The sequence below is a fragment of the Hydrogenophaga sp. genome (assembly GCF_019264445.1).
Taxonomy (GTDB): Bacteria; Pseudomonadota; Gammaproteobacteria; order Burkholderiales; family Burkholderiaceae_C; genus Hydrogenophaga.
Window position 1 is genome coordinate 1 of sequence record NZ_JAHVAB010000011.1, and the last position, 16,334, is coordinate 16,334.

Genomic DNA, 16,334 nt, shown 5'->3' on the forward strand with positions numbered 1-16,334 from the left:
GATGGGGGTGGCGTCGCCCGGGAATTCGTACTTGTCCAGGAGCTCGCGCACTTCCATCTCGACCAGCTCGAGCAGCTCGGCGTCGTCGACCATGTCGCACTTGTTCAGGAACACGATGATGTAAGGCACGCCCACCTGGCGTGCCAGCAGGATGTGCTCGCGGGTCTGGGGCATCGGGCCGTCAGCGGCCGAGCACACCAAAATGGCGCCGTCCATCTGGGCAGCACCGGTGATCATGTTCTTCACGTAGTCGGCGTGGCCGGGGCAGTCCACGTGGGCGTAGTGGCGGTTGGCCGTCTCGTATTCCACGTGTGCGGTGTTGATCGTGATACCACGGGCCTTCTCTTCTGGAGCCGCGTCGATCTGGTCGTACGCCTTGGCTGCGCCGCCAAACTTGGCCGCCAGCACCGTCGTGATCGCCGCCGTCAGCGTCGTCTTGCCATGGTCAACGTGACCAATCGTGCCCACGTTCACGTGCGGCTTGGTCCGCTCAAATTTCTCTTTTGCCATTTTTCAGCTCCAAAATCAAAATTGCCGAAACACCAGAACAAATCCAGGAATCACTGGTGCCCATGGCGGGAATCGGACCCGCGACCTCTCCCTTACCAAGGGAGTGCTCTACCACTGAGCCACATGGGCCAAGGCGCCCGGCGAACCGGCCACCCTGAAAAATCGAAAAACCTGCAAGACCCAACCACCGACAGGACATGGAGCGGGAGACGGGAATCGAACCCGCGTCATCAGCTTGGAAGGCTGGGGTTCTACCATTGAACTACTCCCGCCCTGATCAACCCGTGCCACACGGCACCGGAAAACTGGGGCGCGACTTCCCAATCGCTAACTGTCACATCGATCGCTGGTGGAGGAGGCTGGATTCGAACCAGCGTACGCGTAAGCGGGCAGATTTACAGTCTGCTGCCTTTAACCACTCGGCCACCCCTCCATAGCGCAGCCCGCGATTATGCCATGGTTTTATGGCAGCGGGGCTAACGCCTGCCTAAGGCGGATCACCACCGCACGGTCGCCAGCCCCTGCCGGGTCAGCCAGTCGTTGGCCTGTCCGAAGTGGCCGCACCCGACGAACGGTACGGGCCCACGTCGCGCCGACAGGGGCGACGGGTGGTTGGCGCAAAGCACCCGATGCCGCTCTGCGTCGATCAGCGGGGCCTTTTTCTGGGCATGTGCGCCCCATAGCATGAACACTTTGGCGGGCCCGGTGTCGTTGCAGTGCCGGATGACGGCATCGGTCAGGCTCTCCCAGCCCCGCCCCGCATGGCTGGCGGGCTGGCCGTCCTCCACCGTCAAGCTGGTGTTGAGCAGCAGCACGCCCTGCTTCGCCCAGCGCACGAGTGAACCATCCGCAGGCAGGGGCACGCCGAGATCGCGCTGCAACTCTTGCAGCATGTTGCGAAGACTGGGCGGCGTCTTGATGCCCGGCGCGACGGAGAACGCGAGTCCCTCGGCCTGACCAGGTCCGTGGTACGGGTCCTGACCCAGGATGACCACGCGCACGGCGTCGGGATCGGTCAGGTCAAGCGCCCTCAGCGGTTCAGGCGGGTAGACCACCGCGCCTTGCGCCAGGCGCTCCCGCAAAAAGCTTTGCAAGCCCTGCCCATCCAGCGACGCCCAGAAACGTTCGGTCAGCGGGTTCCAACCTGGCTGCACCGGCCACATCGAAGGGTCGGCCGCCTGCAAGGACGCGGCCACGCTCGACACGCCCCAGTCAAAACCCGTCTGCTGAGCCGGCATTCAGGCGAACAGTTCGGCGAGCGCCAGGCCGGGTTCGGGCGCACGCATGAACGCTTCACCCACCAGGAACGCGTTGACGCCAGCAGCACGCATGGTCTGCACGTCGCTGCGCCCCAGAATGCCGGACTCCGTGATCAGCAATCGATCGGCCGGCACGTCGGGCAGCATGTCCAGCGTGGTCTGCAGCGTCACCTCGAAGGTGCGCAGGTTGCGGTTGTTGATCCCGACCAGCCGCGTCTTGAGCCGCAGCGCGCGCTGCAGCTCGGCGCGGTCATGCACCTCCACCAGCACAGCCATGTTCAGGCTGATGGCGATGGCCTCCAGCTCGGCCATGCGGGCGTCGTCTAGACACGCGGCGATGAGCAGGATGGCGTCGGCCCCCATGGCGCGAGCCTCGTACACCTGGTACGGATCGACCATGAAATCCTTGCGCAGCACGGGCAGGTCGCAGCTGGCGCGCGCCTGCTTGAGAAAGTCCGGACTGCCCTGAAAGAACTGCCGGTCGGTGAGCACCGAGAGGCAGGCGGCACTGACCTGGCCATCGCCCTCGGCGTAGCTCTGAGCGATGTCGGCGGCAATGAAGTCTTCGCGCAACACGCCTTTGCTTGGGCTGGCCTTTTTGACTTCGGCGATCACGGCAGCCTGGCCCGTCGCGATCTTGCCGCGAAGCGCGCCCTCAAAGTCGCGGGTGAGCACGCGGCTCTCGGCATCGAAGCGCACGGCGTCCAGCGGCTTCTTGCGCTGCGCTGCCGCAATCTCCTCGTGCTTGACGGCCACAATTTTCTGCAGGATGTCGCTCATGTCGTTGTTCCGGATCAGGCCACGAAGGCCTTGAGTTGTTCGAGCTTGGCCAGCGCCGCGCCAGAGGCCAGCGTGCGCCGCGCCAGCTCGATGCCAGCGCCCATGTCGGTCGTTACGTTGGCGGCGTAGAGCGCCACACCCGCGTTCAGCGCCACGATCTCGCTGGCGGCCTTGAAGGCGGGGTCACCACGACCCTCCAGCACACCCATGAGCATCTGCCGCGAGTCTTCGGGCGTTTCCACGCGCAGCGCGCGGCTGCTGGCCATGGTCATGCCGAAGTCTTCCGGGTGAATCTCGTATTCGGTGATCTCGCCGTTTTTGAGCTCGCCCACCAGCGTGGCCGCGCCAAGAGACACCTCGTCCATGCCGTCACGGCCGTACACGACCACGGCGTGCTCGGCGCCCAGGCGCTGCAAAGCGCGCACCTGAATACCCACCAGGTCGGGATGGAACACGCCCATGAGAATGTTCGGGGCGGAGGCCGGGTTGGTCAGCGGACCCAGGATGTTGAAGATGGTCTTGATGCCGAGTTCGCGCCGGACGGGCGCCACGTTCTTCATGGCCGGATGGTGGTTGGGCGCAAACATGAAGCCCACACCCACCTGCTCGATGCAACGCGCGATCGCCTCGGGCGAGAGATTGATGTTGACGCCCAGGCTCTCGAGCACATCGGCGCTGCCGCTCTTGCTGGAGACGCTGCGCCCGCCGTGCTTGCTCACGCGCGCGCCGGCAGCGGCGGCCACAAACATCGAGCAGGTCGAGATGTTGAAGGTGTGCGAGCCGTCGCCACCGGTGCCCACGATGTCCACCAGATGCGTCTTGTTGGCCACATGCACCTTGGTGGAGAACTCGCGCATCACCTGCGCCGCAGCCGTGATCTCGCCGATGGTTTCCTTCTTCACACGCAGGCCCGTGATGAAGGCCGCCATCATGACCGGCGACATCTCGCCGCTCATGATCAGGCGCATGAGATGCAGCATCTCGTCGTGAAAGATCTCGCGGTGTTCGATGGTGCGCTGCAGGGCTTCCTGCGGGGTGATCTTGTGCGCGTGGGCCTGGGTGTGAGGCATGGTGTCTCCGGACTTTTATTGGGCGGGATTGTCGGTCATGGCCAGCTTCAGGCCGAAGCCGATGAAGAGCAGGCCGGCGGCGCGGTCCATCCAGTGCATGGCGCGCTGCATCGTGTGCACGCGGCGCGCGGCCCAGGCGGCCAGCCAGGCGTAGCCAAAGTTGATTGGCAGCGAATTGAGGTTGAAGACCAGCCCCAGCAGCAGGAAAGCCAGCGCCTTGTTGGGCGCCTCGGGCGCGATGAACTGCGGCACGAACGCGAGGAAAAACAGCGCGACCTTGGGGTTGAGCACATTGGTGAGGAAGCCGCGCCGGTACACGCGCCAGAGGTTCACCTCGGCCGTGCCCGCACTCAGGTTCAGCGGTGTGGCCCTCGACAACAACAGCCGCACACCCATCCACAGAAGATAGGCCGCACCGATCCACTTGAGCACGGTGAAGGCGGTGGCGGACGCAGCCAGCAGCGCGCTCACACCGATGGCCGCGGCGAACACGTGCACGAAGCAGCCACTGACGATACCGAGCGCGGCCACAACGCCCGCGCGCACGCCGCTCTTCAGCGCGTTCGTGACGATGTAGAGCACGTCCGGGCCGGGCGTGAGGTTGAGCAGCCAGCCGGCTGCGATGAAGAGCAGGAGTTGCGGCAGCTCGGGCATGGCGTGCGGCAGGTCAGTAAACGGCGGTGCCTGAGGCACGCGGGGTGGACGCCGCGCCGCCCTGCGCGAAGAACGCCTTGGCGCTGGCCACCGCCCGGTCCACACCGGCGGCGTCCACGCCAAGGTGTGCGACGAAACGCAGGCCAATCAAGCCCGTGGCCAGCACGCCGTCCCGCGCCAGATGCGCCAGCAAATCGGGACCACGGCCGTTCGCCACATCGACGAACACGATGTTGGTCTGCGCCGAGCGCACGCTCAGCCCATCGAGACCGGACAGTCCCTGCGCGAGGCGCTGTGCGAGCGCGTGGTCGTCGGCCAGGCGGTGCACGTGGTGGTCCAGCGCATGGTGCGCAGCCGCCGCGAGCAAGCCCGATTGGCGCAACCCACCGCCCAGCATCTTGCGCCAGCGCAGCGCGCGGCGGATCAGGTCTTTCGAGCCACACAGTGCGGACCCCACCGGCGCGCCCAGGCCTTTGCTGAAGCACACCGAAACGCTGTCGAAGCGATCAACGATGCCTCTCAACGCCAGGAACGGATCACCACCCGCAGCCACAGCCGCGTTGAACACGCGCGCACCATCCAGGTGCACAGCCAGGCCGTGCTGGCGCGCCAGTGCCGCAGCCTGGTCCAGGTAGTCGGCGGGCATGGGGTGGCCGTTCCAGGTGTTTTCCAGGCACAGCAGGCGCGTGCGCGCGAAGTGGGGGTCGTCGGGCTTGATGGCGGCGGCGATGTCGGCCAGCTGCATCTGCCCGGTGGCGTTTTGCGCGAGCGGTTGCGGCTGGATGCTGCCCAGCACCGCCGCGCCGCCGCCTTCGTAGCGGTAGGTGTGGGCGTTCTGGCCCACGATGTATTCGTCGCCCCGCTCGCAGTGCGACAGCATGGCGCACAGGTTGCTCTGCGTGCCACTGGCCATGAACAGTGCCGCTTCCTTGCCGGTAAGCGCGGCGATTTTTTCCTGCAGCGCGTTGACCGACGGATCGTCGCCAAACACGTCGTCGCCCAGGGGCGCGGCCATCATGGCTTCGCGCATGGCGGCGGTGGGCTGGGTGACGGTGTCACTGCGCAAATCAACGGTGTTCATGCCTGGTCCAGAAAGTTCTTGAGCATCGCGTGCCCATGTTCGGTGAGGATGCTCTCGGGGTGGAACTGCACGCCTTCAATGGCGAGCGTCTTGTGCTTCACGCCCATGATCTCGCCGTCGTCGGTCCAGGCGGTCACCTCCAGTTCGGGCGGGCAGTCGCTGCGGCGAATGGCCAGCGAGTGGTAGCGGTTCACGGTGAACTGCTCGGGCAGGTTCGCAAACACGCCGACCTGCTTCGTGGTGATGACGCTGGTCTTGCCGTGCATCAGCTCCTGTGCACGCACCACTGTGCCGCCCAGCGCGGCGCCGATGGCCTGGTGACCCAGGCACACGCCCAGAATGGGCAGCTTGCCCGCGAAGTGCTGGATCGCCGTGACCGAGATGCCGGCCTCAGCCGGCGAGCAAGGACCGGGCGAAATCACCAAGCGGTCCATGCGGCCGTCGTCGAGCCGCTTCTGCAGTTCGTCTACCGTGACTTCGTCGTTGCGCACCACCGTCACGTCGGCCCCAAGCTCCCCGAGGTACTGCACGATGTTGAAGGTGAACGAGTCGTAGTTGTCCAGCATCAGGACTTGAATCGGCTTGTTCATTCCAGACCCTCCTCAACCAGTTCGGCCGCGCGCAACAAGGCCCGCGCCTTGTGCTCCGTTTCACTCCACTCCATCTCGGGCACCGAGTCGGCGACCACGCCCGCCGCGGCCTGCACGTAAAGCGTCTGGTCCTTGATGATGCCGGTGCGGATGGCAATGGCCACATCCATGTCGCCGGCGTAGCTGAGGTAACCGCAAGCGCCACCGTAGATGCCGCGCTTGGTCGGCTCCAGCTGGTCGATCAGCTCCATGGCGTGCACCTTCGGCGCGCCCGTCAGCGTCCCGGCGGGGAAGGTGGCCTTGAGCACGTCCATGCTGGTCATGCCGTCCACCAGCATGCCTTCGACGTTGCTCACGATGTGCATCACGTGGCTGTAGCGCTCCACGGCAAAAGCCTCGGTCACCTTCACGGTGCCGATCTTGGCGATGCGGCCGATGTCGTTGCGCGCGAGGTCGATCAGCATGACGTGTTCGGCGCGTTCCTTGGGGTCGTTGACCAGCTCGGTTTCGGTGGCCTTGTCCAGCTCGGGCGTGGCACCGCGAGGGCGGGTGCCGGCCAGCGGGCGGATCGTCACCTTGGTACCGTCCACGGTGTTCTCCTGGCGCACCAGGATTTCGGGCGACGCCCCGACCACGTGGAAATCCCCGAAGTGGTAGTAGTACATGTAGGGAGAGGGGTTGAGCGAGCGCAGGGCGCGGTACAGGCTCAACGGCGACTCGGTGTAGCGCTTCTTGATGCGCTGGCCCACCTGCACCTGCATGAAGTCACCGGCCGCAATGAGCTCCTTCGCGCGGTCCACCGCATTCAGATAGTCGGCCTTGGCAAAGTCGCGCTCGGCCGGGTACCCCTGACTGGGTTTGACCACCGGTGCACTCACCGAATACTTCAGCGCCTCGCGCAGCTCACGCAGGCGCTTCTTGCCATTGGCGTAGGCCTCGGGCTGGGCCGGATCGGCGTAGACGATCAGGTACAGCTTGCCCGACAGGTTGTCGATCACCGCCAGCTCTTCGCACTGCAGCAGCAGGATGTCGGGACAACCCAGCGTGTCGGGCGGGCAGCTGTTTTCGAGCTTCTTCTCGATGTGGCGCACGGCGTCGTAGCCGAAGTACCCGGCCAGGCCGCCGCAGAAGCGCGGCAACCCGGGGCGCAGCGCCACCTTGAAGCGCTTCTGGTAGTCGGCGATGAAGTCCAGCGGGTTGCCCTGCGCGGTTTCAATGACCACGCCATCGCGCACCACCTCGGTTGTCGCGTCGGCGCCAAAGCCGGTGGCGCGCAACAGCGTGCGCGCGGGCAAGCCGATGAAGCTGTAGCGACCGAAGCGCTCACCACCCACCACCGACTCCAGCAAAAAGCTGTGCCGCCCATCGCCGCGGCCGTGCGCGAGCTTGAGGTACAGGGAGAGCGGGGTTTCCAGGTCCGCGAAGGCCTCGGCCATCAACGGGATGCGGTTGTAGCCCTGCTGGGCCAGGCTCTTGAATTCGAGTTCCGTGATCATGTTCGTTCTTTGCATCGGCCACACCGCGGGTCATTGACGTATCGGGCGGGGCTGGGGTCCAGGCCATCCGGCAACGCAGGTTGCCGGGTTCGTGTGGGGCGACAGTGGCGGCGTGTGACGCGCGCGGACTGTGCGAACCCCGGGGGAAGGTGCACGTTTACGCTGGCTTGCGCCAGGGCCAGGCTCCCCGGCCATTGCGGCTCGGCAGATCACCTGAGAAGGTTGTGCGTGGGTTGAACATGGAGCGCGCAGTGTAACAAAGCCGGCTGCGGCGTGCGCCATGTCACGCGCCCAAGCTTTGGTTTTACGGCCAAACCCTGATGCCCGGCGCCCGGCTTGACGGGACAATGCAAGGAAACGAACGGGTGTTCGTTTTTTTACGTCCATCACACCCTGACCAGACCCACCATGAAGACGTCCGCCCTGCTTCGAACCCTGCTCGCTGTTGCCACCGCCTCGCTGCTGGCCTTGCCGGTGGCGCGCGCCGCCACCGTGGATGTGGCGGGCGTCAAGCTGGAAGACCGCGCCAGCCTGGCGGGCAGCCCCCTGGTGCTCAACGGCGCGGGCGTGCGCTACAAGGCGGTGTTCAAGGTGTACGCAGCGGGCCTCTATCTGGGGCAGAAGGCCGACACCCCCGAAGCGGTGCTGGCCGCGCCGGGTCCCAAGCGCATTTCGATCACCATGCTGCGCGACATCGACTCGGCCGAGCTCGGCAAGCTGTTTTCGCGCGGCATGGAGGACAACATGGACCGCTCGGCCTTCTCCAAGCTCATTCCCGGCGTGCTGCGCATGAGCCAGGTGTTCACCGACCACAAGAACCTCAAGGAAGGCGACAACTTCCTGATCGACTGGGTGCCCGGCACGGGCACGGTGCTCACGATCAAGGGCAAGGTCGAGGGCGAGCCGTTCAAGGAGCCGGAATTCTTCAACGCGCTCGTGCGCATCTGGCTTGGGCCGAAACCCGCGGACTGGATGCTGAAGGACGCGCTGCTGGGCAAAGCCAAAAAGTAGGCGGGTCGCTACGCCAGTTCGGCCAGGGAACTGATCAGCCAGTCGTGTGGCGCCTGGGCGATCGGGTCGCCGTGGTTGTAGCCGTAGGTCACCAGCACCACCGGGCAGCCGGCCGCGCGCGCGGCCAGGCCGTCGTTCTGCGAGTCGCCCACCATCAGCGTGTGCGCGGGCAGCGTGCCCAGCGCCTCGCAGGTTTTGAGCAGGGGCAGCGGGTCGGGTTTGGTGCGCGCGAAGCTGTCGCCGCCGAACACATGGGCGAAGAACCCGTCCAGGCCTTTGGCCTGCAGCAAGGGGCGCGCAAAGCTCAAGGGCTTGTTGGTGAGGCAGGCCAGCGGCAGGCCGCGCGCGCGCAGCGCGGCCAGGCCTTCGATGACACCGGGGTAGACCGCGCTGTGCTGGCCATTGATGGCGAGGTAGTGCGCCTGGTAGCGCGTCCAGGCCTCGGACTGCACGCGTTCGGCCGCATCGCCGTCCAGGCCGCCGTGCATGAGTGCCGAACGGATCAGGTGCGCAGAGCCTTTGCCCACCATGTGTTCAATGGCCGCGCGCGTGACGGCCGGGCGGCCCAGGTCTTTCAGGGTGAGGTTGAGGGCGACATCGAAATCGCCCAGCGTGTCGATCATCGTCCCGTCGAGGTCGACGATGGCCGCGCGGATGCCCTGCATCACTTGAGCGCCGCCCGCATCTGGTCGATCACGGCCTTGTAGTCGGGCTTGCCGAAGATGGCGCTGCCGGCCACGAAGGTGTCGGCGCCCGCATCGGCCACGCGGCGGATGTTGTCGGTCTTGATGCCGCCGTCCACTTCCAGGCGAATGTCCTTGCCGCTGGCGTCGATGCGCCGGCGCGCGTCTTCGATCTTGCGCAGCGCGGAGTCGATGAAGCTCTGGCCGCCAAAGCCGGGGTTCACGCTCATGATGAGGATGAGGTCGATGTCGTCGATCAGCCAGTCCAGCACGTCCAGCGGCTGGCCGGGGTTGAACGTGAGGCCGGCCTTGGCGCCCTTGGCCTTGATGGCCTGCACGCTGCGGTGCACGTGGGCGCTCGCATCGGGGTGAAAGCTCACCAGGTCGGCGCCCGCGTCGATGAAGGCACCGGCCAGCGCGTCCACCGGCTGGATCATCAGGTGCACATCGATCGGCACCGGCGTGCCGTCGGGCTTCCTGGCGTGCGGCTTGAGCGCCTGGCAGATCATGGGCCCGAAGGTCAGGTTGGGCACGTAGTGGTTGTCCATCACGTCAAAGTGGATCCAGTCGGCGCCCGCGGCGATGACGTTCTTCACTTCGTCGCCCAGGCGGGCGAAATCGGCGGACAGGATGGAGGGTGCAATGCGGTGCTGGACGGGGGGCTGTGACATGGGCAACCTGGCGTGGGTGAACGGTAGGGGGAATAGGCTCGGGCCGGAGACCGACATTCTCGCAGGGCCGCCACACCGGCGCGGGGCGCGGGGTAACATGCCGGCCATGCCGAAATACCTGTTCACCTGCGAGGTCGAACCTCAGTTCCTGAGCGAGCAATCGTCGCCCGAGGAAGACCAGTACGCCTTTGCGTACACCATCACCATCACCAACGCGGGCGAGGTGACGGCGCAGCTGATTTCGCGCCACTGGATCATCGACAACGAAGACGGCCACACCGAGCAGGTCAAGGGCCTGGGCGTGGTCGGCCACCAGCCGCTGCTGCGCCCGGGCGAATCCTTCCAGTACACCAGCGGCACGCGCCTGAGCACGCCCACCGGCACCATGCGCGGCAGCTTTTTCTGTGTTGCCGAGGACGGCGAACGCTTCGAGGCCCCGGTGCCGGCATTCGACTTGCGCGCGCCCGGCTCGGGCGAAGCGCCCGCCCGCGTGCTGCACTGAGCCACCGCACCCCGACACGCGGCCCACTTCCTCACGACCGCATGCCCACCCACACCCCGCTCGACACCCTGGACCCGGACGCCCCGCTGGCCCTGCGCCACCTGTGGCTGATTGAAACGCTGCGCTGGGTGCGCGGCAACGAGGCCGACGTGCAGGCCAGCGTCTCGCGTGTGCGCCTGTTCCTCGACACCGTGCAGGCCGACCCCGCCCTGCAGGTGCGCTGGCGCCGCTGGTGGAGCCACTTTGTGGGCACGGTGGACCTCACGCCGCTGCTGGCCGACCACGGCTTTGCGCCGCGCACCGCCTTTCTCAGCGAGTTCGGCAACCGGCTGCGCAAGAAGATCCTGCCCGGCACGCCCGAGACCACCGACATGGCCGAGCTGTTCGATCTGCTGCTGTCCGCGCGCTTTGACGTGCGCTGGCTCAAGGCCCTTGACAGCGAAACGCTCAAGCGTCTGCGTGCGGTGCTGATCGCCCCGCCGGCGGCCACCGACGAGACCGCCACGCCCGACTCCCCTGCCGGATTCTGGCAATCGGCGCTGATGGACGCGCTGATCTTCTGCGTCAGCCAGATCAGCGCCACCGGCTTCGCCTCTGAAATCCGCAGCCGCATGTCGCCCGAGGCGCAGGCCCAGAGGCCTTTCCACGAACTGCCGGCCGACTTCGAAGCGCTGCGCCAGACCGTCAACGCGCACGGCGCGCGCAGCCCCGAGGCCCTTGCCGCAGCCGATGCGCTGCGCCTGCAGCTCGACGCCTGCCGGCACGCGGCCTACACGGTGTACTCGCACCTCGAAGAGCACGGCGTGTCGGTGGGCATCGTCTTCCGCTTGCGCCAGCTGCGCGAACGCATCGTGCGTGTGAAAGAGCTGCTGGACTGCCTGCAGTCCGACCAGCCCGAACGCGCCACCGCCGCGCTGCTGGCCGACCTGGCGCAGGTGGGGATTGACAACCGCAGCGTGCGCTCGCTCATTGCCAGCAGCTCGCACCTGACGGCGGCCAAGGTGGCCGAGCGCAGCGCCGAAAGCGGCGAGCACTACATCACCCGCGACGCCGCCGAGTACCGCGCCATGCTGCGCAAGGCCGCCGGCGGCGGTGCGGTGGTCGGCCTGACCGTGTGGGTCAAGTTCCTGATGGCCGGGCTGGGCCTGACCGCGTTCTGGGGCGGCTTTGCCAACGGGGTGAACTACGCCACCTCGTTCGTGGTGATCATGCTGCTGCACCTCACGCTGGCCACCAAGCAGCCCGCCGTGACCGCACCGGCCATGGTGGCCAAGCTGCGCGACATCAAGGCGCCCGGTGCGGTGCGGCGGTTCGTGGACGAGGTGGCCAACCTGTTCCGTTCGCAGATCGCGTCCATCGTGGGCAACATCGGCCTGGTGATTCCGGTGGTGGTGCTCATCAGTCTGGGCATGCACTTCGCGACCGGCGAAGCCATGATCAACGAGGCCAAGGCGCGCCAGGTGCTCAAGGACATCAGCCTGCTGGGGCCCCTGGTGCTGTTTGCGGCTTTCACGGGCGTGCTGCTGTTTGCCTCCAGCATCATCGCGGGCTGGGTCGAGAACTGGTACGTGTTCCACAACCTGGACTCGGCCATGCAGCACAACCCGCGCTTCACCGCCGTGCTGGGGCGCGAGCGCGCCGCGCGCTGGGCCGGCTTCATGCGGCGCAACATCTCGGGCCTGGCGGCCAACATCTCGCTGGGCTTCATGCTCGGGCTGGTGCCCGCCTTCATGACGTTCTTCGGCATCGGGCTGGACGTGCGCCACGTCACCCTCTCCGCCGGCCAGGTGGCCGCCGCCGTGGTGGCGCTGGGCTGGACGGTGTTCAAGGAACCCGCCTTCTGGTGGGCGGTGGCCGGCGTGCTGGCCATTGGCCCGATCAACCTGGGCGTGAGCTTCTACCTGGCCTTCCGGCTGGCGCTGCAGGCGCAGGGTGTGAGCGAAGTCAACCGCCAGCTCATTCGCGCGGCGATCAAGCGGTGCATTCGCGCCGCGCCGCTGAGCTTCCTGGTGCCACCGCGCAACGACCGCCACGAAGAAGACGAACCGCCTGCCGCCCCCACCGTGCATGGGTGAGTTCGAGCTGATCCGCCGGCACTTCCAGCGCCCGCTGCCCGCCGGCAGCAGTGCCGTGGTGCTGGGCATTGGTGACGACTGCGCGCTGCTGCAGCCCAGCCCCGGCCACCAGCTCGCCATCTCCAGCGACATGCTGGTCGAAGGCCGCCATTTCTTTGCCGACGTGGACCCCGAGGCGCTCGGCCACAAGGCGCTGGCCGTGAACCTGAGCGACCTGGCCGCCATGGGCGCGCGCCCGCTGGGCTTCACGCTTGCGCTGGCCCTGCCCCAGGCCGACAACGACTGGCTCGCCGGCCTGGCGCGCGGCCTGTTTGCGCTGGCCGATGCCCACGCCTGCCCACTGGTGGGCGGCGACACCACGCGCGGCCCGCTCAACCTCTGCGTCACCGTGTTCGGCGAGGTGGCGCCTGGCCAGGCGCTGCGGCGCGACGCCGCGCGCGCGGGCGACGACGTGTACCTGAGCGGGCGCACCGGCGAAGCCCGGCTGGCGCTGGAGCACCTGCGCGGCACCGGCTGGGCGCTGGCCGCCACAGGTGCGGCGGGACTGAACGCCGAGCTGCGCGCACGGCTGGAGCGCCCCACGCCGCGCAACGCGCTGGGCCGGGCACTGGCCGGCGCCGGGGCGCATGCCGCCATTGACCTCAGCGACGGGCTGGTCGGCGACCTCGGCCACATCCTGCTGGCCAGCGGCGTGGGCGCCGAGATGCGCGTGCACGATATGCCCCTGGCCCCCGCCCTGCGCGAGCTGCCACTGGCGCAGCGGCTCGAATGCCTGCTGGCCGGCGGCGACGACTACGAGCTGCTGTTCACCGCCCCGCCCGACGCCCGCGCGCGCATCGAAGCGGCCTCGGTGCGCAGCGCCACGCCTGTGGCGCGCGTGGGCCACATCACCGCCGCCCCGGGCCTGCGCTGGCTCGACGCCGACGGCCGCGACATGCCCCTGGCCGCGCGCAGCTTCGACCATTTCGCCTGAGCCCGCACCCGTGCGGCGACGGCACCCCGCCCGATAATTGCCGCATGCCCGACACCGCCACCGACGCGCCGCTGGACGCGCCCCTCATCCGCCCGACCTGGCGCTTTCTGTTCGCCCACCCCGCCCACTTCATGGCCCTGGGCGCGGGCGCCGGCCTGAGCCGCTTCGCGCCGGGCACCGCCGGCACGCTGTGGGCCTGGGTCGGCTTCCTGCTGCTGGACCCGCTGCTCACGCCGCTGACCTGGGCGGTGGTGATCGCCGTGGCCACTCTGGCGGGCTGGTGGGCCTGCACCGTCACCGCGCGGCACATGCGCATCGCCGACTCGGGCCACATCGTGTGGGACGAGATCGTCGCCTTCTGGCTGGTGCTGTGGATGATTTCGCCCAGCGGGTTCTGGGCGCAGCTGGCGGCGTTTCTCATCTTTCGGCTGTTCGACATGGTCAAGGTCGGCCCCATGGCCTGGGCCGACCAGACCTTCAAGGGCTTCGGCCCGCGCGGCGGCTTCGGCATCCTGCTCGACGACTTCGCGGCCGCCTTCTGCACCCTCATCGTCATCGCCCTCTGGAGGGTCTGAGCCATGGCCGACATCACGCCCGCCCTGGTGGCACAACTCGCCCGCGAACTCAAAGCGCGCGGCCTGATGATGGCCACCGCCGAGAGCTGCACCGGCGGGCTGATCGCCGGCGCGTGCACCGAAGTCTCGGGGTCCAGCGAATGGTTTGAGCGCGGCTTCGTCACGTACTCGAACGAAGCCAAACACGAGCTGCTGGGCGTGCCCGCCGAGCTGATCGCTCAACACGGCGCCGTGAGCGAACCCGTGGCCCGCGCCATGGCCGCAGGCGCGGTCGCGCACTCGCCCACGCAGCTCGCCGTGGCCGTTACCGGCGTGGCCGGCCCCACCGGCGGCAGCCCTGCCAAACCGGTGGGCACGGTGTGGTTTGGCTGGGCCACACCCGCCGGCGTGTTCACCGAACACCAGCGCTTTGACGGCGACCGCAGCGCCGTGCGCCAAGCCACCGTGCGCCACGCACTGGCCGGGCTGTTGCAACGCCTGCCCACCGCCTGACGCATGGAACCGTTCAAGAACCTCATCAACCGCGACACCGTCGCCCAGGCCGGCGGGCACCTGCGGCGCGCCTGGCCGCGTTTTGACCGCACGCGCTTCGAGGCGCAGGCCGCCAACGGGCTGGAAGGCCTGGAGTTCAAGGCGCGCGCCATGCAGCTGGCCGATGCGCTCGAAGCCACGCTGCCCGCCGACTTCCCCACCGCCTGCGATGTGCTGGAAGCCAGCCTGGCTCCGGCGCTCGCCCTGGACGCGCAGGGCGAACCCCTCAAGCTCGGCCACGCCGAAGCCGAGCGCGGCATCGCCGGCTGGGCCTTGTGGGCGGTGGGCGAGTTTGTGGCGCGCCGTGGCGTGGCGGACACGGCGGCGGCGCAGCGCGGCCTGGCCTGCCTGCACGCGGTCACCCAGCGCTTCACGGCCGAGTTCGCCATTCGCCCGATCATCCAGCGCCACCCCACGCTCGCGCTGAGCACATTGGCCGACTGGGTGAACGACCCGAGCGCGCACGTGCGCCGGCTGGTGAGCGAGGGCAGCCGCCCGCGCCTGCCGTGGGGGCTGCGCCTGCAGGCGCTGGTGGTCGACCCGGCACCCACGCTGCCGCTGCTGCGCGCCCTGCAGGACGACCCCAGCAGCTACGTGCGCCGCAGCGTGGCGAACCACCTCAACGACATCGCCAAGGACCACCCCGACCTGGTGGCCGGCTGGGTGCGCGATCACCTCATCGACGCGCCCGACACCCGCAGCGCGCTGCTGCGCCATGCCAGCCGCAGCCTCATCAAGGCGGGGCACGCGCCCACGCTGGCGGCCTGGGGGCTGGCCAGCGGGCTCAAGGGGCAAGCCACGCTCACGCTGTCGGCCGCGCGCGCCACGGTGGGCGGCGACATCGCCCTGCGCGTGCAGCTGCAGTCCACCGCGCGCCAGCCGCAGCAGCTGGTGGTGGACTACGCGGTGCACCACGTGCGCGCCAACGGCAGCACGTCGCCCAAAGTCTTCAAAGGCTGGAAGCTCACGCTCGCGCCCGGCGAAACGCGCACACTCGACAAGCGCCACAGCCTCAAGCCCGTGACCACGCGCACCCTGTACCCCGGCTCCCATACGGTGGACGTGCGCGTCAATGGCGTGGCACTGGCCGCCGCCCATTTCGAACTGCAACCCCCCTGACCCTTCACACCACCCGAGGCCCCACCATGCTCACCGTCCACCACCTCAACAACTCGCGCTCGCAGCGCGTGCTCTGGATGCTCGAAGAGCTCGGCGTGCCGTACGAGATCGCGCGCTACGAGCGCGACCCCAAAACCATGCTGGCGCCGCCGTCGCTGGTGAAGGTGCACCCGCTGGGCAAGTCGCCCGTGGTGACCGATGGCAAGAACACCGTGGCCGAGTCGGGCGCCATCCTGGAATACCTGGTCGAGACCCACGGCGAAGGCAAGTTCGCGCCCGAGCGCGGCACGCCGAGCTTTCTGCGCTACCGCTACTGGCTGCACTACGCCGAAGGCTCGCTGGCCACGCCGCTGCTGCTGCAGCTGGTGTTTGACCAGATCGAGCGCAAGGCGCCCTTCATCGTGAAACCGGTGGCCAAGGCGATCTCCACGCAGGTCAAGGGCCTGCTGGTCACGCCCAACCTCAAACGCCACTTCGACTATCTGGAAGCCGAGCTCACCGAGCACGGCCCGTGGTTCGCCGGGCGCTCGTTCAGCGCGGCCGACGTGCAGATGAGCTTCGGCATCGAAGCCGCCGACGCACGCGGCCTGCTCAAGAACCGGCCCAAGCTCGCCGACTGGCTGCGCCGCATCCACGAGCGCCCCGCCTACCAGCGCGCGCTGGCGCAAGGCGGCCCATACGACCTGTCGACGTTTTAACGGCGAGAGACCACGCCACCAGAGGCATCGAGGGTCCGGCTACGCCGGCCCAAGAT

Annotated in this window: 18 protein-coding genes and 3 tRNA genes; 8 read left to right on the plus strand and 13 right to left on the minus strand. The window is 67.9% G+C overall.

Features of this window, described 5'->3' with window-relative positions; translation table 11 throughout:
• The 11 genes from KXJ60_RS00995 to trpE form a co-directional block, all read right to left on the minus strand.
• Positions 1-510 (minus strand): GTP-binding protein (locus KXJ60_RS00995; protein WP_291123467.1); only part of this gene is annotated, 510 nt, incomplete at its 3' end.
• Between the two features lie 54 nt (positions 511-564).
• Positions 565-639, minus strand: a tRNA-Thr gene (locus tag KXJ60_RS01000).
• A 69-nt stretch (positions 640-708) separates the two neighbouring features.
• A tRNA-Gly gene (locus KXJ60_RS01005) sits at positions 709-782 on the minus strand.
• 75 nt (positions 783-857) lie between these two features.
• Positions 858-943, minus strand: a tRNA-Tyr gene (locus tag KXJ60_RS01010).
• Positions 944-1,007: 64 nt separating this feature from the next.
• Positions 1,008-1,748 carry a uracil-DNA glycosylase gene (locus KXJ60_RS01015; RefSeq protein ID WP_291123469.1) on the minus strand — a complete coding sequence of 247 codons (741 nt, stop codon included), beginning with the start codon at positions 1,746-1,748 and terminating at the stop codon, positions 1,008-1,010.
• Positions 1,749-2,549, minus strand: coding sequence for an indole-3-glycerol phosphate synthase TrpC (gene trpC / locus KXJ60_RS01020; protein WP_291123470.1), 801 nt, complete (start codon positions 2,547-2,549; stop codon positions 1,749-1,751). It abuts the gene before it with no gap.
• Positions 2,550-2,563: 14 nt separating this feature from the next.
• Positions 2,564-3,619, minus strand: coding sequence for an anthranilate phosphoribosyltransferase (trpD, locus tag KXJ60_RS01025; protein WP_291123472.1), 1,056 nt, complete (start codon positions 3,617-3,619; stop codon positions 2,564-2,566).
• A 15-nt stretch (positions 3,620-3,634) separates the two neighbouring features.
• Complete coding sequence (locus KXJ60_RS01030; protein ID WP_291123474.1) at positions 3,635-4,273, minus strand: LysE family translocator; 639 nt, start codon at positions 4,271-4,273, stop codon at positions 3,635-3,637.
• Positions 4,274-4,286: 13 nt separating this feature from the next.
• Entirely contained in the window at positions 4,287-5,354 is a 1,068-nt protein-coding gene (gene ltaE / locus KXJ60_RS01035) for a low-specificity L-threonine aldolase (RefSeq protein ID WP_291123476.1), read from the minus strand.
• Positions 5,351-5,932: an aminodeoxychorismate/anthranilate synthase component II gene (locus KXJ60_RS01040; RefSeq protein WP_291123498.1), complete on the minus strand. Its 582-nt coding sequence runs from the start codon at positions 5,930-5,932 to the stop codon at positions 5,351-5,353. Before KXJ60_RS01040 ends, ltaE begins: the two co-directional genes overlap by 4 nt.
• Positions 5,933-5,940: 8 nt before the next feature.
• Positions 5,941-7,440: an anthranilate synthase component I gene (trpE, locus tag KXJ60_RS01045; RefSeq protein ID WP_291123478.1), complete on the minus strand. Its 1,500-nt coding sequence runs from the start codon at positions 7,438-7,440 to the stop codon at positions 5,941-5,943.
• Between the two features lie 408 nt (positions 7,441-7,848).
• On the opposite strand from trpE, the gene KXJ60_RS01050 reads away from it, so the two are divergent.
• Positions 7,849-8,451, plus strand: coding sequence for a chalcone isomerase family protein (locus KXJ60_RS01050; protein WP_291123479.1), 603 nt, complete (start codon positions 7,849-7,851; stop codon positions 8,449-8,451).
• Between the two features lie 8 nt (positions 8,452-8,459).
• Here the strand turns inward: KXJ60_RS01050 and gph are convergent, their stop codons facing one another.
• Positions 8,460-9,116 carry a phosphoglycolate phosphatase gene (gph, locus tag KXJ60_RS01055; protein WP_291123481.1) on the minus strand — a complete coding sequence of 219 codons (657 nt, stop codon included), beginning with the start codon at positions 9,114-9,116 and terminating at the stop codon, positions 8,460-8,462.
• Positions 9,116-9,805, minus strand: coding sequence for a ribulose-phosphate 3-epimerase (rpe, locus tag KXJ60_RS01060; RefSeq protein WP_291123483.1), 690 nt, complete (start codon positions 9,803-9,805; stop codon positions 9,116-9,118). Before rpe ends, gph begins: the two co-directional genes overlap by 1 nt.
• Positions 9,806-9,911: 106 nt before the next feature.
• Here rpe and apaG point away from each other — a divergent pair, with 106 nt between their 5' ends.
• The 7 genes from apaG to KXJ60_RS01095 are packed head-to-tail and all read left to right on the plus strand — an operon-like array spanning position 9,912 to position 16,278.
• Entirely contained in the window at positions 9,912-10,307 is a 396-nt protein-coding gene (apaG, locus tag KXJ60_RS01065; protein ID WP_291123485.1) for a Co2+/Mg2+ efflux protein ApaG, read from the plus strand.
• 41 nt (positions 10,308-10,348) lie between these two features.
• Entirely contained in the window at positions 10,349-12,382 is a 2,034-nt protein-coding gene (locus KXJ60_RS01070) for a site-specific recombinase (protein ID WP_291123487.1), read from the plus strand.
• On the plus strand, positions 12,375-13,355 hold the full coding sequence (gene thiL, locus KXJ60_RS01075; RefSeq protein ID WP_291123489.1) for a thiamine-phosphate kinase: 981 nt from the start codon (positions 12,375-12,377) through the stop codon (positions 13,353-13,355). The genes KXJ60_RS01070 and thiL overlap by 8 nt, the downstream gene beginning before the upstream one ends.
• Before the next feature lie 44 nt (positions 13,356-13,399).
• On the plus strand, positions 13,400-13,930 hold the full coding sequence (locus tag KXJ60_RS01080; RefSeq protein ID WP_291123490.1) for a phosphatidylglycerophosphatase A: 531 nt from the start codon (positions 13,400-13,402) through the stop codon (positions 13,928-13,930).
• Positions 13,931-13,933: 3 nt separating this feature from the next.
• Positions 13,934-14,422 carry a CinA family protein gene (locus KXJ60_RS01085; protein WP_291123492.1) on the plus strand — a complete coding sequence of 163 codons (489 nt, stop codon included), beginning with the start codon at positions 13,934-13,936 and terminating at the stop codon, positions 14,420-14,422.
• A 3-nt stretch (positions 14,423-14,425) separates the two neighbouring features.
• Positions 14,426-15,580 carry a DNA alkylation repair protein gene (locus KXJ60_RS01090; RefSeq protein WP_291123494.1) on the plus strand — a complete coding sequence of 385 codons (1,155 nt, stop codon included), beginning with the start codon at positions 14,426-14,428 and terminating at the stop codon, positions 15,578-15,580.
• A gap of 26 nt (positions 15,581-15,606) precedes the next feature.
• Positions 15,607-16,278 (plus strand): glutathione S-transferase, encoded by a 672-nt coding sequence (locus KXJ60_RS01095; protein ID WP_291123496.1) that lies wholly within the window; start codon positions 15,607-15,609, stop codon positions 16,276-16,278.
• Positions 16,279-16,334: the final 56 nt, after the last annotated feature.